The sequence below is a fragment of the Eubacterium sp. LMAG:50 genome, from assembly GCF_008680265.1.
Lineage (GTDB): Bacteria > Bacillota > Clostridia > Lachnospirales > Lachnospiraceae > Eubacterium_U > Eubacterium_U album.
This window is the reverse complement of the sequence record NZ_NALP01000007.1, coordinates 179,753-204,607: the sequence shown is the minus strand read 5'-3', so window position 1 is coordinate 204,607 and position 24,855 is coordinate 179,753. Positions and strand designations below refer to the sequence as shown.

Annotated in this window: 22 protein-coding genes; 18 read left to right on the top strand and 4 right to left on the bottom strand. The window is 33.9% G+C overall.

Features of this window, described 5'->3' with window-relative positions; genetic code table 11:
• Nucleotides 1–7 precede the first annotated feature (7 nt).
• Nucleotides 8–1,066: a DUF975 family protein gene (locus CCC31_RS06260; RefSeq protein ID WP_290850345.1), complete on the bottom strand. Its 1,059-nt coding sequence runs from the start codon at nucleotides 1,064–1,066 to the stop codon at nucleotides 8–10.
• 143 nt (nucleotides 1,067–1,209) lie between these two features.
• Here CCC31_RS06260 and CCC31_RS06255 point away from each other — a divergent pair, with 143 nt between their 5' ends.
• From CCC31_RS06255 to CCC31_RS06215, 9 genes are all read left to right on the top strand, one after another.
• Nucleotides 1,210–2,076 carry a zinc ribbon domain-containing protein gene (locus CCC31_RS06255; RefSeq protein WP_290850342.1) on the top strand — a complete coding sequence of 289 codons (867 nt, stop codon included), beginning with the start codon at nucleotides 1,210–1,212 and terminating at the stop codon, nucleotides 2,074–2,076.
• Nucleotides 2,077–2,112: 36 nt separating this feature from the next.
• Nucleotides 2,113–3,561, top strand: a complete 1,449-nt coding sequence (locus tag CCC31_RS06250; protein ID WP_290850340.1) for an aminoacyl-histidine dipeptidase — start codon at nucleotides 2,113–2,115, stop codon at nucleotides 3,559–3,561.
• Nucleotides 3,562–3,666: 105 nt separating this feature from the next.
• Nucleotides 3,667–5,550 carry a fructose-1,6-bisphosphatase gene (locus CCC31_RS06245; protein WP_290850338.1) on the top strand — a complete coding sequence of 628 codons (1,884 nt, stop codon included), beginning with the start codon at nucleotides 3,667–3,669 and terminating at the stop codon, nucleotides 5,548–5,550.
• A gap of 79 nt (nucleotides 5,551–5,629) precedes the next feature.
• Nucleotides 5,630–5,758 carry a hypothetical protein gene (locus CCC31_RS06240; protein WP_260978937.1) on the top strand — a complete coding sequence of 43 codons (129 nt, stop codon included), beginning with the start codon at nucleotides 5,630–5,632 and terminating at the stop codon, nucleotides 5,756–5,758.
• Nucleotides 5,759–5,782: 24 nt separating this feature from the next.
• On the top strand, nucleotides 5,783–6,691 hold the full coding sequence (nadA, locus tag CCC31_RS06235) for a quinolinate synthase NadA (RefSeq protein WP_363347842.1): 909 nt from the start codon (nucleotides 5,783–5,785) through the stop codon (nucleotides 6,689–6,691).
• Nucleotides 6,692–6,786: 95 nt separating this feature from the next.
• Nucleotides 6,787–8,085 carry an L-aspartate oxidase gene (locus tag CCC31_RS06230; protein WP_117908371.1) on the top strand — a complete coding sequence of 433 codons (1,299 nt, stop codon included), beginning with the start codon at nucleotides 6,787–6,789 and terminating at the stop codon, nucleotides 8,083–8,085.
• A 69-nt stretch (nucleotides 8,086–8,154) separates the two neighbouring features.
• Complete coding sequence (gene nadC / locus CCC31_RS06225) at nucleotides 8,155–9,009, top strand: carboxylating nicotinate-nucleotide diphosphorylase (RefSeq protein ID WP_022088863.1); 855 nt, start codon at nucleotides 8,155–8,157, stop codon at nucleotides 9,007–9,009.
• Between the two features lie 113 nt (nucleotides 9,010–9,122).
• Nucleotides 9,123–9,674, top strand: coding sequence for a 3H domain-containing protein (locus tag CCC31_RS06220; protein ID WP_022088864.1), 552 nt, complete (start codon nucleotides 9,123–9,125; stop codon nucleotides 9,672–9,674).
• Nucleotides 9,675–9,691: 17 nt separating this feature from the next.
• Complete coding sequence (locus CCC31_RS06215; protein ID WP_022088871.1) at nucleotides 9,692–9,865, top strand: hypothetical protein; 174 nt, start codon at nucleotides 9,692–9,694, stop codon at nucleotides 9,863–9,865.
• 374 nt (nucleotides 9,866–10,239) lie between these two features.
• Here CCC31_RS06215 and CCC31_RS06210 read toward each other — a convergent pair whose 3' ends face one another.
• A complete protein-coding gene (locus tag CCC31_RS06210; RefSeq protein WP_290850335.1) occupies nucleotides 10,240–11,844 on the bottom strand; it encodes a CTP synthase in 1,605 nt (534 codons plus the stop codon).
• A 589-nt stretch (nucleotides 11,845–12,433) separates the two neighbouring features.
• Here CCC31_RS06210 and ftsH point away from each other — a divergent pair.
• The 9 genes from ftsH to CCC31_RS06165 all read left to right on the top strand — a co-directional run bounded on the left by ftsH (nucleotide 12,434) and on the right by CCC31_RS06165 (nucleotide 22,893).
• Complete coding sequence (gene ftsH / locus CCC31_RS06205; RefSeq protein ID WP_290850334.1) at nucleotides 12,434–14,431, top strand: ATP-dependent zinc metalloprotease FtsH; 1,998 nt, start codon at nucleotides 12,434–12,436, stop codon at nucleotides 14,429–14,431.
• Between the two features lie 612 nt (nucleotides 14,432–15,043).
• Nucleotides 15,044–15,703, top strand: coding sequence for a YkgJ family cysteine cluster protein (locus CCC31_RS06200; protein WP_290850333.1), 660 nt, complete (start codon nucleotides 15,044–15,046; stop codon nucleotides 15,701–15,703).
• A 1-nt stretch (nucleotide 15,704) separates the two neighbouring features.
• Nucleotides 15,705–17,603, top strand: a complete 1,899-nt coding sequence (gene uvrC, locus CCC31_RS06195) for an excinuclease ABC subunit UvrC (protein ID WP_118564957.1) — start codon at nucleotides 15,705–15,707, stop codon at nucleotides 17,601–17,603.
• Between the two features lie 131 nt (nucleotides 17,604–17,734).
• Nucleotides 17,735–18,676 carry an HPr(Ser) kinase/phosphatase gene (gene hprK, locus CCC31_RS06190; protein ID WP_178514921.1) on the top strand — a complete coding sequence of 314 codons (942 nt, stop codon included), beginning with the start codon at nucleotides 17,735–17,737 and terminating at the stop codon, nucleotides 18,674–18,676.
• A gap of 15 nt (nucleotides 18,677–18,691) precedes the next feature.
• Nucleotides 18,692–19,636: an ROK family glucokinase gene (locus CCC31_RS06185; RefSeq protein WP_117908383.1), complete on the top strand. Its 945-nt coding sequence runs from the start codon at nucleotides 18,692–18,694 to the stop codon at nucleotides 19,634–19,636.
• A gap of 129 nt (nucleotides 19,637–19,765) precedes the next feature.
• Nucleotides 19,766–20,683: a UDP-N-acetylmuramate dehydrogenase gene (gene murB / locus CCC31_RS06180; protein ID WP_260978923.1), complete on the top strand. Its 918-nt coding sequence runs from the start codon at nucleotides 19,766–19,768 to the stop codon at nucleotides 20,681–20,683.
• An 18-nt stretch (nucleotides 20,684–20,701) separates the two neighbouring features.
• Complete coding sequence (rapZ, locus tag CCC31_RS06175; protein ID WP_022088883.1) at nucleotides 20,702–21,562, top strand: RNase adapter RapZ; 861 nt, start codon at nucleotides 20,702–20,704, stop codon at nucleotides 21,560–21,562.
• 105 nt (nucleotides 21,563–21,667) lie between these two features.
• Complete coding sequence (gene whiA / locus CCC31_RS06170) at nucleotides 21,668–22,636, top strand: DNA-binding protein WhiA (RefSeq protein WP_022088884.1); 969 nt, start codon at nucleotides 21,668–21,670, stop codon at nucleotides 22,634–22,636.
• Complete coding sequence (locus CCC31_RS06165) at nucleotides 22,633–22,893, top strand: HPr family phosphocarrier protein (protein ID WP_022088885.1); 261 nt, start codon at nucleotides 22,633–22,635, stop codon at nucleotides 22,891–22,893. The genes whiA and CCC31_RS06165 overlap by 4 nt, the downstream gene beginning before the upstream one ends.
• Before the next feature lie 119 nt (nucleotides 22,894–23,012).
• Here the strand turns inward: CCC31_RS06165 and CCC31_RS06160 are convergent, their stop codons facing one another.
• Nucleotides 23,013–24,170 (bottom strand): HAMP domain-containing sensor histidine kinase, encoded by a 1,158-nt coding sequence (locus tag CCC31_RS06160; protein ID WP_290850331.1) that lies wholly within the window; start codon nucleotides 24,168–24,170, stop codon nucleotides 23,013–23,015.
• Complete coding sequence (locus tag CCC31_RS06155; RefSeq protein ID WP_022024520.1) at nucleotides 24,167–24,847, bottom strand: response regulator transcription factor; 681 nt, start codon at nucleotides 24,845–24,847, stop codon at nucleotides 24,167–24,169. Before CCC31_RS06155 ends, CCC31_RS06160 begins: the two co-directional genes overlap by 4 nt.
• Between the last annotated feature and the right edge of the window lie 8 nt (nucleotides 24,848–24,855).

The window sequence follows — 24,855 nt, the reverse complement described above, 5'->3', positions numbered from 1 at the left end:
GCATAATCTATTCATCTAAATTATCATGGTTGTTGTAATCGTAGTCATTTGAATTATTGTTATAATTTGAATTACTGTTGTTGTCATAACCTGAATTGTCGTTACCATTGCCATATTTATTATCATAGCCATTGCTATAGTTATTATCATCATAGCCACTACCATAGCCGGAGTTACCATTACTATAATCGTTGTCATAATTATAACTATTGTTATTGTAACTATTATTATTACCATAACCATTATTGGTATTATAACTATTATAATTTGTTCCGTTATATCCATTATTAGGTTTTGAACATAAAGCTACATACAATTCCATGTCAGTATATGCCTGATATGGTGCCACATAGAAAAGACCGACAAGACCTAAAGTTAATGATGACAAAATATTCCAACCTATAAATGACAAATCAAGAACGAAGGCATTCCATTTTTCACCATCCATCATAGAGCGGCTTCTTGCAAATGCTTCATCTGTACTCATATATGGATTCTCAGCAAGTAAATAAGGAATCATACGATATTCATAAGATTTAACAATGCCTGGAAAGACAAATAACAATGACCAGAAAAATGTGTAAAGCTGTTTTAAGAACATTGTTTTTGTAACATTTCCATATCCTTCTTTAAATGTAAATCCTACACTACCAATATTATAATTGTCTTCAGTTCTTGAACGAATAAACCAATGCTGGCACCCAACCTGCAAAGGATTAAATACAAAAACATTTAAAAGTATTGAAAGTAATCCAACTATTAATATTATTAATGAGAGTCCTTGAAGTATTGTATTAACATTTACTCCTGGGAAAATGGAAGATATGTAATTCTTCATGTATGCTGACATATCTGAATATGATGAGTCAGGAATAGGAGAATCAGATAGTATATTATTAATATCTGAACTGCTATAATAATTATCAGAAGTTGCGTTAGAGAAACTGTTTCCAAAAGAAAAAGTTCCCAATGTAATTGATAAGATAACAGCTACAACAACTGATGGCCAATAGTTAGAATGAAATCTTTGCTTTGCAGCTGCTTTAAGTTCTATTCTGTTCCACATAAAATAATCTCCTGCGAATGTATTTATAAAATTTAGTTACTGTGTTATTATAATACAAAACAAAAAAGAAATAAATAAAATAGCATTTTTTTTCGTATATATATATGGATGCTTAATTTAAAACACAGGGAGGATATGTACATATGTATTGTAAACATTGTGGAACTCAATTGGCAGATTGGCAGAAGACATGCCATATATGTGGAACGCCGGTTGATTCAGATGCTAAGAAAACTTTTTTAGATGATATCGATTTCTCAGAAACAGAGGAACTATCGGATGCAATTAATGCGGATGAAGGCAAGACAAAAATCTTTAACGTAGAAGAAGATGATATATCTAAAACTCAGGATTTATCAGGCATGGCTGATACAAAGATTTTTGAAGAAAATAAAGCTATGGAATTTGAGGACATAGAACCTCAGGAAGTTGATGACTTTAATTTTAACACTACAGATTTTCAGTTTGATGATGAAGCGGAAAATGCTCAGAAGGAGAGAGCAGGAGTTATAGAAGACCTGTTTTACGGAGAAACTGACGATGATGGTATAGAAGAAGACGAATTAGAAATATTAAGAGAGAGCAATAAGAATAAAAAGATGAGTATTATTGCATTAGCATTAGCAGTAGCAGCAATACTTATAGTTGTTCTTGTAATTATTCTTGCAAATAATCTGACAGGTGGAAATAAAGATGCTAAAGAAACCGAAAATACCACTCAGGAGACAACAACACAAGAATATACAACAGAAGAATACACAACAAAAGCAACAGTTGTAACAACTTACAAGAAGGAAACAACAACAGAAGAAAAGACTACAGAAAAGAAAACAAAGAAAGCTAAAGAAACAACAACGGCAGCACCAACAACAGTGGCACCAACAACAGAGGCAGCTACAGTGGCACCAACAACAGTAGCGCCAACACAGGCGGCTACAGTAGCACCAACACAGGCAGCGGCACAGGATAATGATAATAATGCAGCAGATTCTAATGATGGAGCAGAATAGATATAGAATTTTAACAACAGGAAAGGATGACATAAAATGAAAGTATTAGAAAATTTACAACCAACAAGTGTATTTAAATATTTTGAAGAGATAACACAGATACCACATGGTTCAAAGAATGTAGAGAAAATAAGTAATTACCTTGTAGATTTCGCAAAGGAACATAATTTAAAGTATATTCAGGATGAAAGCAAAAATGTTATTATTTTTAAAGATGCATCAGAAGGATATGAAAATGCGGATACGGTAATCATTCAGGGACACATGGATATGGTTGCGGTTAAAGAAGCTGATTGCAACAAAGACATGGAAAAAGAAGGCTTAGATTTAGAGGTTAATGGAGATTACATTAGTGCAAAAGGAACATCTCTTGGCGGTGACGATGGTATTGCAGTGGCAATGACTTTAGCCATTTTAGATGATGACAGCATTAAACATCCGGCAATTGAAGCAGTATTTACAGTAGATGAAGAAATTGGAATGTTGGGTGCAGCAGCACTTGATACATCAGTTTTAAAAGGAAAGATTTTATTAAATGCTGATTCAGAGGATGAAAGAGTATTTACGGTAAGTTGTGCAGGTGGTGGAACAGTAGAATGCAAAGTTCCATTTCAGCATGAACCTGTAAACGGACAGATATTTGAAATAAAGCTTGATCAATTTACAGGAGGACATTCAGGGGCAGAAATTCATTTAGGAAGAGCTAATGCAAATGTTGCTATTGGAAGAATCTTATTAAATCTTGTTCAAAATATGGATATAAGAATTATTTCAATTAATGGTGGAGAGAAAGACAATGCAATTGCCAAATTAAGTGAAGCTGCAATTGCCGTATTACCTGAAAACGTTGATAAAGTAAAACAGATAGTAGAAGAAACATTTGAAGAGATAAAGGATGAATACAAGCATACAGACCCTGATATGAGACTTACAACTAATGTTCTTCCAAGTCAGGTACTTGATGTTGCAACAGTTCCAACTACAATTAGAGCAATTATGACTTTAGTTAATATGCCACATGGTGTACAGAAAATGAGCCATGATGTAGAGGGATTAGTTCAGACATCACTTAATTTAGGCGTGTTAAGAACAAATAAAGATGACATAATATTTACTTATTCAGTAAGAAGTTCAAAAGATTCAGAAAAGAAATATTTAATAGAAAAAATTCGCTCATTAGCGGATTTACTTGGAGAAGAAATAAGCATAAGCGGAGAATATCCGGCATGGGAATATGTTGAAAATTCTAAAGTGCGCGATATTATGGTAGATGTATATAAGGAAATTTACGGTAAAGAACCTATAGTTGAAGGAATTCATGCAGGACTTGAGTGTGGAATCTTTTCATCAAAATTAGAAGGACTTGATTGTATTTCATTTGGACCGCAGATGCATGATATTCATACGACAAAAGAAGTGTTATCTATAGCATCAACAGAAAGAACATGGGAATTATTGTTAAAAACTTTAGAGAGACTTAAATAAATGATAATAGAGAAACTCTTGCATTAGGATTTAATTTTTTGAAATTAAATCAAAGCGAGAGTTTCTTGTGTTTATATAAGAAGAGAAAGATTTGGAGATACAGATATGAACGAAAAAAGATATTTACAGTTACTTTCAGAAAAATACCCAACGATACAGTCTGTGTGTACAGAAATTATAAATTTAAATGCAATATTAAATCTTCCAAAAGGAACAGAACATTTTATGAGTGATTTGCATGGAGAGTATGAAGCTTTTTGTCATTTGTTAAATAACTGTGCAGGTGAAGTAAGAGACAAAGTAGACAGAATGTTTAGTGACATTATGACGAAGGAAGAACGAAAAGAGATATGTACATTAATCTATTATCCGAAAGAAAAAATGAATTTGCTTAGGCAGGAAGACAAACTGACGGACGGTTGGTATAGGGATAATTTGAAAAAACTTATTAATATAGCAAAGAAATTTTCATCAAAGTATACACGTTCTAAAGTGAGAAAAGCCATGCCTCAGGACTATAGATATATTATTGATGAACTTTTACATATGCAGGAAGATGAAGACAATAATCAGATTGTTTATCATGAAAAAATATTAGACACAATTATTAGTATAAAAAATGCAGAGGAATTTATAGAAGCATTATCGACCCTGATAAAGCGTCTTGCGGTAGACCATTTGCATATAGTGGGGGATGTATTTGACAGAGGAGAACATCCTGATGATATTCTTGATTTGCTGATGGAACACCATTCAATAGATATACAGTGGGGAAATCATGATATTTTGTGGATGGGAGCAACAGCCGGAAGTGATGCGTGTATTGCCACGACAATAAGAAATAATATTCAGTATAATAATATGCAAATGCTTGAAAACGGATATGGAATAAGTCTTAGAACTTTAACGCTTTTTGCAGAAAGATTATACCCGGATATGGAACCTATGAAAGCAGCATTAAAAGCAATTTCAGTCATTTTATTTAAATTAGAAGGACAGATTATTTCAAGACATCCCGAATATAATATGGATGATAGAAGACTTTTACATAAAATAAATTATGAAAATGGAACTATTGAAATTGAAGGAAAAACATATGAGATGAATGATGTTAATTTTCCAACAGTTGATAGAGAAAATCCGTACGAATTATCATCAGAAGAAAAGCAACTCGTGAAAGAACTTCGAAGAATGTATGTTAATAACAAACGTTTAAAACAACATATAGAATTCTTATATGCAAAAGGAAGTATGTATTGTTGTTTCAATAATAATTTGTTATATCATGGCTGCGTTCCTTTGGATGAGGATGGAAATTTTGCTGTTATTAAATTAAATGACAAGAATTATAAAGGAAAAGATTATCTTGATTATGCTGATAAAATGGCGAGAAAAGCTTATTTTAATAAGAATAATCAGGATGAACTTGATTTTATGTGGTATTTGTGGTGCGGTGAAAAATCTCCGCTATCAGGAAGAAGAATAAAGACATTTGAAAGAACTTTTATTGATGATAAAAATGCATGGAATGAACCTAAGAATCCATATTATGATTTTTATAAAGATGAAAAAACATGTAATATGATTCTTCATGATTTTGATATGTATTCACCAATGTCTCATATAATTAACGGCCATACGCCAATCAGGGTAACAAAAGGAGAAAAGCCGGTTCATGCAAATGGCAAACTTATAATAATTGATGGCGGATTCTGCAAAGCATATCATGATACTACAGGTATTGCAGGATATACGTTAATTTATAATTCCCACAGCATGAGACTTATGTCACATCAGCCATTTGAAAGTATTGAAACGGCACTTGAAGAAAATAAAGATATTGAATCAACTGCAGATAGAATAGAGACTATAGATAAACGAGTTATGGTTAGAGACAGTGATATAGGAAAAAATATTAAGAAGCAAATAAAAGAACTTGAGGAATTACTCGAGGGTTATAGACAAGGTGAAATAAAGGAAAGAGTATAACTGTATAACAGCCCTTTAAAATATAATCAGGTTAAAGAATATAGTCGGATTTGAAGCTAGATTAAATTAAGAGTACAACTTGAAAAGAGCCATCACTTGTTCTGAATTGACATATGAGTTAACAACTGATTTGACAACTGACAAGACAGATGATATAATGCCACCTAATGAAAACACGAAAGGAAAATACTGGTTCTATAAAACATAATGGCGAATCAGTTCAGGTGGAAAAATGGAAAATATGATAGCACGTATTGAACAGTTAAAGCAGGAGAAAGATGTTGCAATAGTAGCACATTACTATGTAGATGGACAGGTGCAGGATATCGCAGACTATGTAGGAGATTCATTTGCATTAAGTAAGATTGCAACAATAGTTCCACAGAAGAATATTTTGTTCTGTGGTGTACTTTTTATGGGAGAAAGTGCTAAGACATTAAATCCTAAGAAAACAGTTATGATGCCGGACTTATCAGCAGATTGTCCTATGGCTCATATGGTTACAGTAGAAGATATATTAGATGTAAAAGAAAAGTATCCTGATGTTGCGGTTGTATGTTATGTAAACTCAACAGCAGAAATAAAAGCATATTCAGATGTATGTGTAACTTCATCAAATGCAGTAAAAGTTGTAAAGGCATTACCAAATAAAGACATATTCTTTGTTCCTGATAACAATTTAGCGCATTTTGTAGCAAAACAGACACCGGACAAGAACTTTATATTCAACGATGGATATTGTCATGTACATAAAAAAATAACAACACAGCATATTGCAGACGCAAAGAAAAGACATCCCGGAGTTAAAGTCTTAACACATCCGGAATGTACAGAAGATGTATTAGCTGTTTCAGACTTTATAGGAAGTACAGCTGAAATTATTGACTATGCAACAAAGTGTGAAGATGAAGAATTTTTAATTGCCACCGAAATCGGAGTATTTTATGAACTTCAGAAAAGAAATCCGGATAAGAAATTCTATCCGGTTAAGGATTCACAGATTTGTCCAAATATGAAAAAGATTACACTTGAAAAAGTGTTAAACGTATTAGAAACATTTGATAATCAGGTTGAATTACATGAAGAGATAAGACAGAAGGCTAATTATCCATTATCAAGAATGCTTGAATTAGCAAAATAAAGATTAGAATTCGTTAATAAGAAATTAAAATATACAGATTAAATATAATTTATTTTTTTTAGAATAGAAAATCTCTTTATAGAAAGTGAAGTAAAATGAAAACAGATATAGTAATTGTTGGAAGTGGATGCTCAGGACTTTATTGTGCATATAATCTTCCAAGAGATAAAGAAATATTAATAATTACAAAAGATATAGTTGAGCATAGTGATTCATATTTAGCACAGGGTGGAATGTGCATGTTGACAGATGAAGAAGATTATGACAGTTATTTCTATGATACAATGAGAGCCGGACATTTTGAAAATGATACAGCTGCAGTAGAAACAATGATAAAATCTTCACCGGATATAGTAACAGATTTGGTTGAATTTGGAGCAGATTTTCATAGAGAAGAGGATGGCTCATTAAGTTATACAAGAGAGGGTGCACATTCAAGAAACAGAATAATATTTCATGAAGATGTAACCGGAAAAGAAATTACAAGTCATATTTATGAAAGAGTTAAACAACTGCCAAATGTTACAATAAAAGAACATTGGACAATGGTGGACATTCTATGTGAAGATAATGTATGTTATGGTGTGGTGGTAAAGAAAGATGACGGCACACTTGATACAATAACGGCTAATTATACAGTATTAGCAAGTGGTGGAATTGGTGGAATTTACAGATATTCTACAAATTACAGACATTTGACAGGAGATGCAATTGCACTCGCTTTGAAACACGGAATTGAACTTAAGAATACAAATTATGTTCAGATTCATCCTACAACATTTTACACTGAGAATGAGACAGACAGAAGTTTTCTTATTTCAGAATCAGTAAGGGGAGAAGGGGCAGTTCTTTTGGATAAAAAAATGAAAAGATTTACAGATGAACTGCAACCAAGAGACGTTGTTACCGGAGAAATAAGAAAACAAATGAAGAAAGACGGAACTGATTTTGTGTGGCTGTCTATGAAACCAATTGACAGAGAACAGTTGGAAAGCCATTTTCCAAATATAGTAAAACATTGTAGAGAATATGGCTATAACGTGCCTGATGACTGCATTCCAGTAGTACCGGCACAACACTATTTTATGGGTGGCATAAAAGTAAATCTTGAAAGTAAGACATCAATGGACCAGCTTTATGCAGTAGGAGAAACTGCATGTAATGGGGTTCATGGAAAGAACAGACTTGCAAGTAATTCGTTATTAGAAAGTCTTGTATTTGCGAAAAGAGCAGCAATCCAGATGGGAGAACAGTATAATACTACAAAACAGAAGGAATTTGAAAACATAGATATAACAAAATACCAGGATGGAGATGCCCTTGCAAAAGAGTACAAAAAACTTGTTTTAGATGAAATAGACAGATTAAATAATGAAGCACAACAGGCAGTTTAAATAAATAAGTTAAACAATCAGATTAAATGATAGATATAAAGTGAAAGATTAAACAGTGAGGTATTATAAATGTACGATCCAATTACTTTGAAATTAAGCGTTGATCCATTAGTATTAAGCGCATTAAAAGAAGATGTGACAAGCGAAGATGTAACCACAAATGCTGTAATGCCAACAGCACAGGCTGGCGAAGTAGATTTAGTATGCAAGGAAGATGGAGTTATTTGTGGACTTCAGGTATTCAGAAGAGCATTTGAACTTTTAGATGAAAATACAGAATTTGAATTCTACGTTCAGGACGGGGATGAAGTAAAAAAAGGACAGCTTATGGCAAAGGTAAGAGGCGATATCAGAACTTTGTTAGTAGGTGAAAGAACAGGACTTAATTATCTTCAGAGAATGAGTGGAATCGCAACATACACACATTCTATAGCAGTATTACTTAAGGATAGCAAAATAAAATTATTAGATACAAGAAAGACAAGCCCGAACAACAGAATATTTGAAAAATATGCTGTAAGAGTTGGTGGTGGAAATAATCACAGATACAACTTGACAGATGGTGTTCTTTTAAAGGATAATCATATAGGTGCTGCAGGTGGTGTCAAAGAAGCAATAATGGCAGCAAAGGAATATGCACCATTTGTAAGAAAGATAGAAGTTGAAGTAGAAAATCTTGAAATGGTAAAAGAGGCAGTAGATGCAGGAGCAGATATAATCATGCTTGATAATATGAGCCATGAAGAGATGAAAGAAGCAGTGGAAGTTATAAATCATAAGGCAGAAATTGAAATTTCAGGAAATGTTACTAAAGAAAACATTGCAAAATTAATTGATTTAGGTGTTGATTATATTTCTAGTGGTGCATTAACACATTCTGCACCAATTATGGATATTTCACTTAAAAACCTTCACAGAATATAAGACACATGAGAGATGGCACTTAATATATTTGATATTAGATATATCAAATTTATATATTTAAGGGCCGGACATTAAACATTCATATATTTAAATTTGTAGGAGAGATGGAAATTATGAGCGGAGAAAAGAGAAGGGAAAATCTGTTGAAAATATTGCAGGAAAGCACAAATCCTGTATCGGGAACGGAATTGGCTGAAAAATTTAATGTAAGCAGACAGATTGTTGTTCAGGATATTGCACTTCTTAGAGCAAAAAATCACGAAATTATTTCTACTCATAAGGGTTATATTTTAAATGACGAAGAAACATTTAAAAGGGTGTTTAAAGTAAAACATACAACAGAGCAGATTCCTGATGAATTAAATCTCATAGTAGATTTAGGCGGAGTGGTAGATGATGTGTTTGTGTACCACAAAGTATATGGTGTCATAAAAGTTGACATGAACATAAAGTCCCGTCGTGATGTAAAAAAATATATTGAAGGAATTGAAAGTGGCGTGTCTACACCGCTTATGCAAATAACTTCAGAATATCATTATCATACTGTATCTGCTGATTCAAAAGAAACATTAGATGAAATACAAAAGGAACTTGACGAAAGCGGATATTTGGTAGCTTTAAGAGATTATGAACCCGTGGATTTCTGGAGCAGAGTAGATGAATAAAGACGAGGAGAATTGTAATGCAAACTTTTTACTATACGGTAGTCAGCATTGATGGAGACTATGCAAATTTAAAAAGAACAGATATTGAAAGTGAAAATATAAAGTTGGTAGCAAGAGCTTTACTACCAGAGGGAATAAATGAAGGCACAAATCTTAAATATGAGATGTTACAATATGAAATTATTGAGTAAAGTACTATAGGATGATGGCATATCTATATTTGAAAAAATAAATATCCTCATAAAAGTGTTGGAATTGATGAAAAGTTCCCTCATAAAAATGTAAATATTATAAAAAGTTCCCTCATAAAAATGTAAAAAAGTTAAAAAAATCGCTCATAAAAATGTAAAATAGTGTGATGTTTTATTCAGAAATAAATTATCAAAGTACAAGTAAGATATTTTCAAATAAAAAATACGCACAATATTTGAAGGAGTATTTAATATTAAATGATATATTGGCCAATACACTTGGTGGCGTATTTGGACATGAAGTTTATGCAATAGTTAGTAAAAAACAGGGAAAAGCTTTCAATTGAAGGCTTTTCCCTGTTTTTGGTTTATATTTATTTGTTCTGATTATCGAGTGATGCGTTAACAAATCCAAGGAATAATGGATGAGGTCTGTTAGGTCTGCTCTTAAATTCAGGATGTGCCTGAGTAGCAATGAAAAATGGATGAGATGGAATTTCTACCATTTCAACAATTCTTCCGTCAGGAGAAATACCTGAAAGCATCATTCCGTTGTTTGTTAAATCCTTTCGATAGTCATTGTTAACTTCATAACGATGACGATGACGTTCGTGGATTAATTCTTCTTTATATAATTTGTATGCTAAACTGTCTTTAGCTAATTTACATGGGTAAGAACCAAGCCTTAATGTTCCACCGATATTATCAACACCTTCCTGATCAGCCATAAGAGAAATTACAGGATGAGTAGTTGCTGAATTAAGTTCAACACTATGTGCATCTCTAAATCCTACAACATGTCTTGCAAATTCAACAATTGATAATTGCATACCAAGGCAAAGACCAAGGAATGGAATGTTGTTTTCACGTGCATAACGGATAGCAGAAATTTTCCCTTCAATACCACGGCTTCCAAATCCGCCCGGAACAAGGATTCCTGAAACATTGCCAAATACTTCAGCAGCATTTTCATCTGTTACAGTTTCTGAGTCAACCCATTTGATATTTACACTTGCGTTAGCAGCATATCCGGCATGCTTTAATGATTCAACAACGCTGATGTAAGCATCGTGTAATGCAATATATTTTCCAACTAAAGCAACAGTAACCTCTTTTGTAGGATTCTTTGCTGATTTAACCATTGCTTTCCAATCATCTAAGTCAGGTTCAGGACAATCAAGATTTAAACTTTCGCATACAATTTCTGCTAAATGTTCTTTTTCCATTGCAAGAGGTGCTTCATAAAGCATGTCTACAGTTAAATTTTGTACAACATGGCTTGCAGGCACGTTACAGAAAAGACTGATTTTATCTTTTAAAATATCATCAATTTCAAATTCGGTACGGCATACAACGATGTCCGGCTGAATACCAAGTCGCTGTAATTCCTTAACACTCATCTGAATTGGTTTTGTCTTCATTTCCTCAGATGCTGGGAGATAAACCATTAATGCTACATGAATAAGAATGCAGTTTTCATGTCCAACATCATGCTGGAACTGTCTGATTGCTTCGATATATGGCTGTGATTCAATATCACCAACTGTTCCACCTACTTCAATGATTGCGATTTCAGTTTCTTCATTTAAACTTCTGTGAAAACGGCTTTTGATTTCATTTGTGATATGAGGAATAACCTGAACAGTTCCCCCACCAAAGTCGCCACGACGTTCTTTAGTAAGAACAGACCAGTAAACTTTACCGGTTGTTACATTTGAATTTTTTGTAAGACTTTCGTCGATAAATCTTTCATAATGACCTAAATCAAGGTCTGTTTCAGCACCGTCATCAGTTACGAAAACTTCGCCGTGCTGGATTGGATTCATAGTACCGGGATCGATATTTATATATGGATCAAATTTTTGCATTGTTACTTTGTATCCACGAGCCTTAAGAAGTCTGCCAAGGGAAGCAGCCGTAATTCCTTTTCCAAGGCCGGATACAACACCACCGGTTACAAATACGTATTTTACTGACATAATTTTCCTCCTATAATTCAATCAGAAAAAATTGATTTTATCAAATATATTTAAGTCCGAAAAATAATTAAAACAATATTTCTGAAAGTGTTTTGTTGTACCTATTTTATTATATTAAAATGCTCATTTTCTAAAAAAACAAACACGATTAAAATATACAACATATAAGAACGCAATACTATAAAAAATCAGAAAAAATGAATTTTTGAAAAAAAAACTTTTGATTATATAGTGAAATACAAAAAATATGTAATTATTATGCATACTTTAGTTTATAATAATAAGAAAAAAGCACTGACAAATTAAAATAAATAATTATAACTTTTATAATAAGCACTTTAGATAATTGTTAAATAAATATAAAGTATAAGTGATGGTTATATGAGAAAACAAAAAAAATAAAGGTGATATATAATTACCGGATTATTTGAGAAAACGAAAAAAAATAAAAATTTAATATTTGTTAAATCTTTTTTCATAAAATAACATTAGTATGGTATGTGAGATAAAAAATATGCTATATAACTGGCATTAATTCATGCAAAATGATAAAATAACTACAATTACACAGTTGACAGGAGAATTTTAGATGGACAATAATTTTTATCAAAATAACAATCGAAATAATAATGGCAACAATAATGGTAATAACGGAGATAATAATGGTAATGGCAACAGACCTAATAAAAACACGATTATACCTATAGTAATAGCTATAGCTGCCGCATTTTTATTTATGTCACTTTCATCTTATATGACAAGTGCGTTAACAACAAAGGAAATAACTTACAATCAGTTTATAGCTTTGTTGGAGCAGGACAAAGTTGATACGGTAGTATTTGACAAAGGAAAAATTGTATTAACTTTAAAAGGATCAGAAAACTCATTTATTCAGTATAAATATTGGACAACAGATTTAGAAGACAGAGATATTTCACTGATTCAGGAATTAAAGACTAAATATACTGATGTTAATTTTAAGGCACAATTTGATAGTGGGTCACAGGAAATAATTTTCTATGTAATACAGCTTGTTATTATGTTTGCCGTATTCTATTTTATCTTTGGCATGATGATGAAAAGAAGTGCCGGTGGCAAAAATGGAATATTTGGAGTTGGAAAGAGCAATGCCAAAGTTTATATCCAGAAAGAAACAGGTGTTACATTTAAAGATGTAGCCGGACAGGATGAAGCTAAGGAATCAGTAGTTGAACTGGTAGATTTCCTTCACAATCCCGGAAAATATGCAGAAATTGGGGCGAAACTTCCAAAAGGAGCTTTGCTTGTAGGACCTCCGGGAACTGGTAAAACCTTACTTGCAAAGGCAGTAGCAGGTGAAGCTAAAGTACCGTTCTTCTCATTATCAGGTTCAGATTTTGTTGAATTATATGTTGGTGTAGGTGCATCAAGAGTTAGAGATTTATTTAAACAGGCAGAGGAAAATGCACCATGTATTATATTTATCGATGAAATAGATTCTATTGGTAAGAGCAGAGATTCAAAATACGGTGGAGGCAATGATGAAAGAGAGCAGACGTTAAATGCATTGCTTGCTGAGATGGATGGATTTGATTCTTCTAAAGGTATTTTAATCTTAGCTGCAACTAACAGACCGGAAGTACTTGATCCGGCATTGTTGAGACCGGGACGTTTTGACAGAAGAGTAATCGTAGATACACCTGATTTACAGGGAAGATTGGAAACATTAAAAGTACATTCTAAAGATGTTAAGATGGATGAAACAGTAAATCTTGAAGAAATTGCATTGGCAACAAGTGGAGCTGTTGGTTCAGACCTCGCAAATATGATTAATGAAGCAGCAATTAATGCAGTTAAAGCCGGTAGAAAAGCGATTTCACAGGCTGATTTATTTGAAGCTGTAGAAGTTGTAATTGCAGGTAAAGAAAAGAAGAACAAGATTCTTGGAGCAGAAGAAAAGAAGATTGTTGCTTATCATGAAGTTGGTCATGCTCTTGTAACAGCAATTGAAAAGGATGCAGAACCTGTACAGAAGATTACAATTGTACCAAGAACGATGGGTTCTTTAGGATATGTAATGACAGTACCTGAAGAAGAAAAATATTTGATGTCACAAAGCGAACTTGAAGCAAGACTGGTTATGCTTCTTGCCGGAAGGGCAGCAGAAGAAATTGTATTTGATTCAGTTACAACAGGTGCTTCAAATGATATGGAAAAGGCAACAAAGATTGCAAAATCAATGATTGCAATGTATGGTATGTCAGAGAAGTTTGGACTTATGAGTCTTGAACAGGTAGAAAATCAGTATTTAGGAAGAAGTACAAGTTTAAATTGTAGTGAAAAGACAGCTTCACAAATTGAAGAAGAAATAAAGATTCTTTTGAAAGAAAAATACGAAGAAGCAAAGAGAATTCTTACAGAAAACAGAGACAAGCTCGATAAGATTGCTGAATATTTATATGAAAAAGAAACAATTACAGGAAAGCAGTTTATGGAAATTTATCATCAGTGCCAGGCTGAGGAAGCAGGACAGCAGGATGCCGGTGAAACAGTAGAACAGCAGAACGATGACAATGCAGATAGTCAGGTGACAGATGATAATCAATAATTAGTCAGATAGTCAGACGACGGATGATAATCAATAATTAGTCAGATAGTCAGACAATGGATGATAATCAATAATTAGGTAATATGAATTGATGTAGATGTAATGAAATCAATTCATATACTATACAAATAAAAGTGAATTAAATTAATTAATTCATAAAATATATAATTAAAACAAAGACTATACTTTTACTGATACGCGACACTCATATAGGACAATGAAATATAAAAGTCTTATATGGGGGAGCATATCATTTTAAGTATAGTCTTTATTTCATTAAATTGAATTCATATGCAAAATGCGTGCAATGCCGTGTCCATAGTATTGAAAATCACGCCCACAAAATCACACCAAAAAAATCTGGTTAAAGCCCCAATCGATTATTTTGCCCCATAAATAGTTTTATGATAAAATGACTTTGAAGCCTACGGATTGTTCAGTGCTACGCACTCCCACAATCCTACCCAATATTCGCATATCGTGGGAATTATCCCACTTTTTTGCTCATATTGGGGCGGGTCTCAAGGTCTTTTACCCACTTATGAGTAAGCTCATGTGGGCTTAAACCATTTGATCCTGGCATTAAATTATTAATAAGCACAAGAGGTAAACATGGAGAGAAATTGGGATTTGTCAGAGATGACAGATGGAAAATCATATACAGAAAATGATTTGGCAAGGATAGGATGCAACGAATGTGAGGGATGCAGCAAGTGTTGTCACAATATGGGAGAGTCGATAGTGCTTGACCCATACGACATATATCAATTTGCAAAAGTAGGAATTACAATGGAAGAACTTATGAGTAAAGCTGTGGAGTTAAATGTAGCAGATGGTGTTATTTTGCCGAATTTAAAAATGCAGGAAGATGGTGGAAAATGTTTCTTCCTAGATGAAAATGGAAGATGCAGTGTGCACTCAAACAGACCGGGGATATGCAGATTATTTCCGTTAGGCAGAATATACGATGATAATGATTTTAAATATTTTAATCAGATTTATGAATGCCCGAAGAAAAATAGAACTAAGGTTAGAATAGATAAATGGCTTGGAATAGATAATATAAATAAATACCATGAATACATTGTTATATGGCATTATTTCCTAAAAGACATACAACATATATTGAAAGGAATGCAGGATGAAAGTCAGATTAAAACAATAACAATGTATTTGGTAAAATTATTTTATTTAATGCCATATGATGTGAATAATGAATTTTATTTGCAATTTACACAGAGAATAAATAAGGTGAAAGAAGTAATAGGATAGAATGTTTAATTTTCAGGAAGAATTAAAAAAATTGCCGGAAACTCCGGGCGTATATCTTATGTATGACTCTCATGATGATGTAATTTATGTTGGAAAAGCAGTAAAGTTAAAGCGAAGAGTGAGTTCATATTTCAGAAAAGATGTAAAAAAAAGAGGACCGAAGATTGAATCAATGGTTCAGAAAATAAGCAGGTTTGAATATATTCTTACAGATTCAGAATTAGAGGCGCTCATATTAGAATGCAATCTTATAAAAGAATACAGACCAAAATACAATACAATGCTTATGGATGATAAAAGTTATCCGTATGTGCAGGTAACGATAAATGAAGATTATCCAAGAATTTTATTTGCAAGAAGAATGAAGAAAGACAAGAGCAAGTATTTTGGACCATTTACAAGTTCAGGAGCGGTAAAGGATACGATAGACCTGCTTCAGAAAATGTATCACATAAGAAATTGCAATAAGTCAATAGTTACGGATGATACACTGACAGCTGATGGTGAACATAAGCAGGTGCCCAAAATAAATGGAAGACCGTGCCTTTATTATCATATAGGACAGTGTGATGGGGCTTGTCAGGGCTACATTTCAAAAGCAGATTATAGAGAAAATATAAATAAGGCTATAAAGTTTCTTGAGGGAAATTATAAAGATACAATAAAAGAATTAGAAGAAAAAATGATGAAGGCATCAGAGGCTTTAGATTTTGAAAAAGCCATGGAATGCAGAGATTTGATAAATAGCATAAATCATGTTGCCGGAAATCAGAAAATTACAACGCATCAGTTTGAAGACAGGGATATTATAGGATATGCAGAGGAAGGAAATGATGCAGTAGTTCAGGTTTTCTTTGTCAGAAATGGCAAATTAATAGGAAGAGAACATTTTTACATGAATACTGTTCCGGGTGATACAGGGATGGATATCGTAACTAATTTTATCAAACAGTATTATGTGGGAACTCCGTTTATTCCAAGAGAGTTATTTGTGCCAACAGAAATTGAAGATGAAGAACTGATAAGCAAATGGCTTAGCAGAAATCAAAACTTTACGGTAAAAATTGTAAAACCGAAAAAAGGTCAGAAAGAAAAACTTGTGGAGCTTGCAAATAAAAATGCGAGAAATCTCCTAGAACAGAATAAGGAAAAATACAGAAGAGAAAAGCAAAAAACAATCGGAGCCGTAAAAGAAATTGAAGAATTACTAAATTTAACAAATATTCACAGAATGGAAGCCTACGATATTTCTAATACTAACGGATATGAATCAGTAGGCTCGATGATAGTTTATGAAGATGGGAAGCCAAAAAGAAACAGTTATAGACGATTTAAAATTAAATGGATAAAGGGCGCTGATGATTACGGAAGTCTTACGGAAGTTCTTACTAGAAGATTTTCCCATGGATTAGAGGAAAGAGAAAAAATGGATGAAGACGGAAGAGATTATGAACTTGGAAGTTTCAGCAAATTTCCTGATATTATTATGATGGATGGTGGAAAAGGACAGGTTAATGTTGCCCTTGAAGTGCTTGATAAACTTCATTTGAACATACCGGTATGTGGAATGGTTAAGGATGATAATCATAGGACAAGAGGGCTATATTATAACAATATAGAAATTCCGATAGACAGAAATTCGGAGGCATTCAAATTAATTACAAGAATTCAGGATGAGGCACATAGATTTGCAATTGAATTTCACAGAAGCCTTAGAGGTAAAAAACAGGTTAAATCTATTCTTGATGACATCCCGGGAGTTGGTCCGGCAAGAAGAAAGGCTCTGATGCAACATTTTAAATCGATTGACAATATAAAAGAGGCATCATTAGAAAATTTAGAGCAGGCACCTTCTATGACAAAAAATATTGCAAAAAGTGTTTATGATTTTTTTCATTAAATTAGTGTACAAAGAGTGTTTATGATGTTAAAATCTAGGAAGAATATATTACGGAAATAGTAAAAAAGGGCTTAAGAATAGGTTTATGCAACATATTCTTATGTGAAATAAAAAATAGGAGGAACATAGATATGGCAAAAGTAAAGTTTTCAAAAATAATAGAAAATTATAATCTTAAAAATTATATACCGGAAATTGATACTAATAAGATAATGATAACAATTCCGGAAGTAAACAGACCGGCTTTGCAGTTAGCAGGATTCTTTAATCATTTTGATAAAGAACGTGTACAGATTATAGGAAATGTTGAGTGGGCATATATTTCAGAAATGACTCATGAGAAACGTATTGAAATGTATAACATGTTAATGACAAGCGGAATACCTTGTTTAGTAATATGTCAGGGAATTGAGCCGGATGAAGATTTGATTGAGGTAGGACGAAAGAATGGAGTACCTGTTTTATCAACAGATATGACAACGTCAAGTTTTTATGCTGATTTGACAAGATGGCTTAATGTAGAACTTGCACCTTGTATTTCAATTCACGGAGTTTTAGTTGATGTTTATGGTGAAGGTGTTTTGATTATGGGTGAAAGCGGAATTGGTAAAAGTGAAGCTGCCCTTGAACTTATTAAAAGAGGACATCGTCTTGTAACAGATGATGTTGTAGAAATAAGAAAGGTAAGTGAAGAAACATTAATTGGAACTTCACCTGATATAACAAAACATTTTATTGAACTTCGAGGAATAGGTATTATTGATGTTAAGACTTTGTTCGGTGTTGAAAATGTTAAAGATACACAGAACATTGACATGGTAATAAAATTAGAAGAATGGAACAGAGAAAAAGAATATGACCGTTTAGGGTTAGAGGACCAGTATATTGAATTCCTTGGAAATCAGGTTGTATGTTACTCAATACCTATAAGACCGGGTAGAAACCTTGCGGTTATTGTAGAAGCAGCGGCAGTTAACCACAGACAGAAGAAGATGGGTTATAATGCAGCAAGAGAACTTTATAACAGAGTTCAGAATAACATTATGAAAAAAAGTGAAGAAGATGATGATTAGGAGGAAAATAAAAAAATGAAGAATTATTGTTTTGGCATTGATGTGGGAGGAACAACAGTAAAGTTAGGACTTTTCAGCACAGCAGGAGAACTTTTAGACAAATGGGAAATTACTACAAGAACAGAGAACTTTGGTGAAAATATCCTCTCAGATATTTGCGAGGCAATGGAGGCTAAGTTAGCAGAAAAAGAAATAAGCCTTGATGATATCGAAGGCGTAGGAATCGGACTTCCGGGACCTATTACAAATGACGGAACAGTTCTTCAGTGTGTAAACCTCGGATGGGGAACATTTAATGTAGAAGAAAAGTTATCTGAAATGTTCAGAGGAATAAAGGTTAAGGCAGGAAATGACGCTAATGTTGCAGCTTTAGGAGAAGCATGGCAGGGTGGCGGAAAAGATTATGATGATATCGTAATGATTACACTTGGAACAGGTGTAGGCGGTGGAGTTATAATTAATGGAAAGATTCTCACAGGCTACAATGGTGGAGCAGGTGAAATTGGTCATATGCATGTAGATGATAATGAAACAGACAGCTGTAATTGTGGAAGAAAAGGATGCCTTGAACAGTTTACATCAGCAACAGGTGTTGTAAGACTTGCAAAACGCTTAATGAATAATACAGATAAAGAAACAAAGATGAGAGAATTTGGAGAAAACATCACAGCTAAAGATGTATTTGACCTTGCAAAAGAAGGAGATGCAGGAGCAAATGAAGTTGTTGAAACAATGGGTACATATCTTGGAACAGCAATGTCACATATCGCAGTAGTTGTAAATCCTCAGGCATTTATCATAGGTGGAGGTGTTAGTAAGGCAGGACAGTTTCTTATTGATGCTATTAAAGATAAATACCGTGAAACATGTTTTGCAGCATGTGGTGACGCAGCAGTACATCTTGCAACATTAGGAAATGACGCAGGAATGTATGGTGCAGCAGCAATGATATGTAAATAAATATCAGTTTTTATAAAGTAGATTTGTAGCAAATGTTAATCATAAATGTATTTTTTTGTGAATTTAACATATTTGCCTTTAAATCTAATATAGAAACATAATCAAAATAGTTGAATGGAGATTTTTTCAATGAATAAAAGTCTGGAAAACAGATTAAAATTAATTGCCGGTGATAGTAATGTGCGATGTGATGAACCGATGAGTTCACACTGTACATTTAGAGCCGGAGGAACTGCAAAATACTATGTAATCCCTGATGAATATACAAAAGTCAGGGATGTTCTGCGTTTATGTGTAGAAGAAAATATTCCATATTATGTCATTGGAAATGGAAGTAATTTATTAGTACAGGATGATGGATTTGATGGTGTGATAATTGAAATTGATTCTGCATTAGCGGAAATAGAAATAAATGGAAATGAGATAGTTGCAAAGGCAGGAGCCAAATTATCTAAAATTGCAGTAAAGGCATTAAACGAAAGCCTGACAGGATTTGAATTTGCCCATGGAATTCCGGGAAACTTAGGTGGAGCGGTAACAATGAATGCCGGTGCCTATGGTGGGGAAATGAAGGATGTTCTTAAGTGGGTTAAGGTACTTGATAATAATGGAGAAATGAAAACTCTTAAAGCAGAAGAACTAGAGTTAGGGTATAGAACAAGTATTATTGTAAAAGAAAAAATGATAGTACTTGAAGCATGCATTGAGTTGCACGAAGGCAACAGAGATGAAATAGAAATGCATATGAAAGAATTAATGGCTAAAAGAAAAGAAAAACAGCCTTTAGAATACCCAAGTGCCGGTAGTACATTTAAAAGACCGGAAGGATATTTTGCAGGCAAATTAATTCAGGATGCAGGATTAAAGGGCTACCGTGTAGGTGGTGCAATGGTATCTGAAAAACACAGTGGATTTGTAATTAATTATGATAATGCAACAGCAACAGATATCATTAATTTGATGAAAGATGTGAGAAAAAAAGTATACGAAGAATTTCAGGTGACTCTGGAACCGGAGGTTAAAATATTACCGGCTGTTAAATGGTAATAAAATGAAAGGACAATTATGAGATTTGTTATAGTTACAGGAATGTCAGGCTCAGGTAAGATAACAGCACTTAAAATCTTAGAAGACAGCGGCTATTATTGTGCAGATAATCTTCCTATAGAACTCATAGGAACGTTTGCTGATTTAGTTTATAGTCAGACGAGTGAAGTTAACAGAGTAGCCATAGGTGTGGACATTCGTAGTGGACAAAATTTGGGCAAAATAAATAAAGTTCTTGAGCAAATGAAAAATAAAGGTCAGGAATATGAAATTTTATTTTTAGACTGTAGTAAAGAAATGCTCATCAAGCGATTTAAAGAAACAAGAAGAGCTCATCCTATGGGTGAGAATAAAAGTGTTGCCCACGGCATAAAAGTTGAGCAGGAAAGGCTTGCTTTCTTGCGTGAGCAGGCGGATTACATCATAGATACAAGTAATCTGCTTGTAAGAGATTTGCGCGTAGAATTGGAAAAAATATTTGTTCAGAGTAAAGGGTACAAGAATCTGTTCATATCGGTATTGTCATTTGGTTTTAAACATGGAATACCGACAGATTGTGACTTAGTATTTGATGTAAGATTTTTGCCAAATCCATATTATGAACCGGAGCTTAAGCATAAAACAGGGCTCGACAGAGAGGTACAGGAATTTGTTTTAAATGCAGATGTAACTCAGGTATTTCTGGAAAAATTAATTGATATGGTAAGATTCCTTATTCCAAATTATATCGCAGAAGGAAAAAATCAGCTTGTAATTGGAATTGGATGTACAGGAGGACACCATCGTTCAGTAACTGTTGCAGGAGAACTGTATGCCGCACTTGATGTTGAAGATGCACAATACGGAATAAAAATATCACACAGAGATATTAACAGATAGTTGTTTTAAAAACAAAAATAAAATAGCTGTTAAAAGACGGAGATATTTTAATGACAACATAATTAATAGATGTTAGCAGACAAGAACTTTTTAGTAGGAGTAAAAATGTCATTTTCAAGTGAAGTAAAAGAAGAATTATCGAGGCAAATGAGTAATGCACAGCATTGTAGAATTGCTGAAATTGCCGCAATTACAAGTATGTGTGGAAATGTAATTATTTCCTGGGATAACAAATATTCTATCAAGATGAGAACTGAAACATTGGCTGTTGCAAGGAAGTATGCAAATTTAATAAAAAAATCATTTAGAATAAAACCTGAAATTTCCATAAGGACAAGTGCATATTCTAATAAGTCAAGAACATATACTGTTAATATAAAGAATCATGAGGAAAGCCTTAAAATACTTCAGGCAACAAAATTAGTCAATAATGATGGTGATATTGAGGAAATATTGTCAGTACAAAATAATATAGTAATAATGAAGAATTGCTGTAAAAGGGCATTCCTTAGGGGAGCATTTATGGCAACAGGATCAATTAATGACCCTAACAAATCGTATCATTTTGAGATAGCATGCAATAATGAACTTAAGGCTAAACAGATACTGGATATACTGAATATTTTTAATATTGAGGGAAAAACGGTTGCAAGAAAGGGTAATTGTGTGGTATATATCAAAGAAGGCGAAGGCATAGTGGATGTTTTAAATGTTATGGAAGCACACGTTGCTCTTATGAAAATGGAGAATGTAAGGATTCTTAAAGGTATGAGCAACTATTATAACAGACAAGTTAATTGTGAAGCAGCCAATATTAAAAAAACAGTTAATACGGCATGCAGACAGATTGATGATATCCAATACATAATAGATAAAGCAGGCATAGATTATTTGCCGGGTAAACTTCAAGATATTGCCATGGTGAGACTGGAGAATCCGGACTCTTCATTGCAGGAACTTGGTGGATTGCTTGAGCCACCACTTGGAAAATCAGGAGTAAACCACAGATTACGCAAAATAAGCGAAATCGCAGACGATTTAAGAGGTAATACCCAGGGAGGATTAGATCAATGACGACAAAGGACATAACAATAGGAATTCAGACAGGATTGGAAGCAAGACCGGTAGCGGTATGTGTACAGGTGGCAAGTCAGTTTCAGAGCAAGATTTATGTAGAACATGGAAATGTTAAGGTAAATGCAAAGAGCATCATGGGAATGATGACATTAGGACTTGCATCAGGTGAAACAGTTACTGTAACAGCTGACGGTGAGGATGAAGTTCAGGCTATTGACAAAATCGAAGAATATCTTAGCAATAATGCAGAGTAAGATATATTAATATTAGAAAGATAAATATATATATATAATTATTGGTAATAGGATAAATAAAAAGATGCTGTTGTGTTGAACGCGACAGCATCTTTTTATTTGAAAATTATAACTCTTTGTCAAGCGTAGTGCTGTGCAAAAGTCACCTCGAAAATCGTTCCCCCAGTCTTGCCTGATTTGATACAAATACTGCCATCATGTACTCTAACGATTTCACGGACAAAAGCAAGGCCTAGTCCTACGCCACCCAGTTCCCGGCTTCTGGATTTATCCACACGGAAGAATGGCTCGAACACTCTCTCCCTAAGCTCCTTTGGTATTCCGCTTCCCGTATCTTCTACAGACAGATAAACATGCTTGTTTCTCTGATATGCGGTTACTGTAACCTGTCCGAGCGGATGATTATATTTGATGGCATTCTCAACCAGATTGTATACAAGCCTATAAATAAGGATATCACTGCCTATCATAGTGGCATCCTCACATTTTCCAATCAGCTTTATATTCTTTTCCACGGCAAGAGGCTCAAGGTCTGCCAAAACCTCTTCAACAATAGCATCCAATATAATTTTATCATCCCTTCCCACCGTCTGGAGCTCACTCATGTCAAGAAGAGTCTTTACCATCCTGTTTAATTTATCATTTTGTTCCGTAACCATTTTTATGGTCTGCAAAGTGTCTGCATCATTTCCCGGGTGAGAGGCAGAATTATATAAATCAAGCTGTACCTGCATTAACGCTAATGGAGTACGCAGCTCATGTGCTGCATTTGCAGTAAACTGTCTCTGTATCTCAAATGCTTCCGACAGACGCTCAAGCATCTTATTATAAGAAATACCCAGCTGGTTCAGTTCCTTAACATTGTTTTCCTCTATTCTTGAATCAGACAAATTCTGAGCCTGTACCTCTTCAATTTTATCTGAAAACTCCCTGATTGGTCTGAGTGTATGCCCACTTATAAAATAAGTGACGACACCTCCCAAAAGCGCCAGCAAAACCGTGATTATCAGACTGTTTCTTTTATAGCCGGCCTTATTATTGTACACCTGAATCGAAAATTCATCCGCAAACTCATCCCACTTATCGTCCGGTATGCTGATATATATTTCATCTGATTTGTTTCCTTTTTCATTCCCCTGTGACTCTACCGCATCCTGCAGAGAATCGATGTAATGCACACCATTTTTATAGACAAACATAGTCAGGCAGCCACATATAATAGCAATACACAATGTAGTAATGCACGTAAGTCTCCACTGTAGCGACATTCTTTTCATCTGTCAGACTCCTCCCGTATTTTATAGCCTTCACCTACCTTGTTCTGAATGGGATCATATCCCAGCTTAGCCTTAAGCTTTTTTCTAAGTGAAGACATATGTACCCTGATTGCTCCGCTAAAGCTGTCTGCCGTGGCATCCCACACATGCTCTATCAGCTCCTCCTGACTCACCGGTCTGCCTATATTGATAAGTAAATATTCCAAAATACCATTCTCTTTTCTTGTCAGTGGAACCGGCTCTTCCTTTGCATATGCCTCGCGTTTAATCGTATCAAACTTTATTTCTCCGCATTTAAGACATATATCATTCTGTACAAATTTTCTTCTTGTCAGGCTTCTGATACGTGCCTCAAGCTCCTGCAGATGGAATGGTTTTTCCATGTAATCATTTGCTCCTGCATCCAGTCCCTCTACCTTATCAGCAATCTGACCTCTTGCAGATAATATCAAAACCTTAGTTTCATCATTGTATTTTCTAAGCTCCTTAAGAAGCTCCATACCATCCATCCCCGGCAGATTCAAATCCAAAACTATCAGATCATAATTCTCCGACAGTATACATTCAAGAGCCTCTTTCCCATCATAACAGGTATCCACCTCATAGCCGGCAGCATACAGACTCTTTGCAACCATATCACATATTTGTTTCTCATCCTCAACAATTAATAATCTCAAAATGTTCT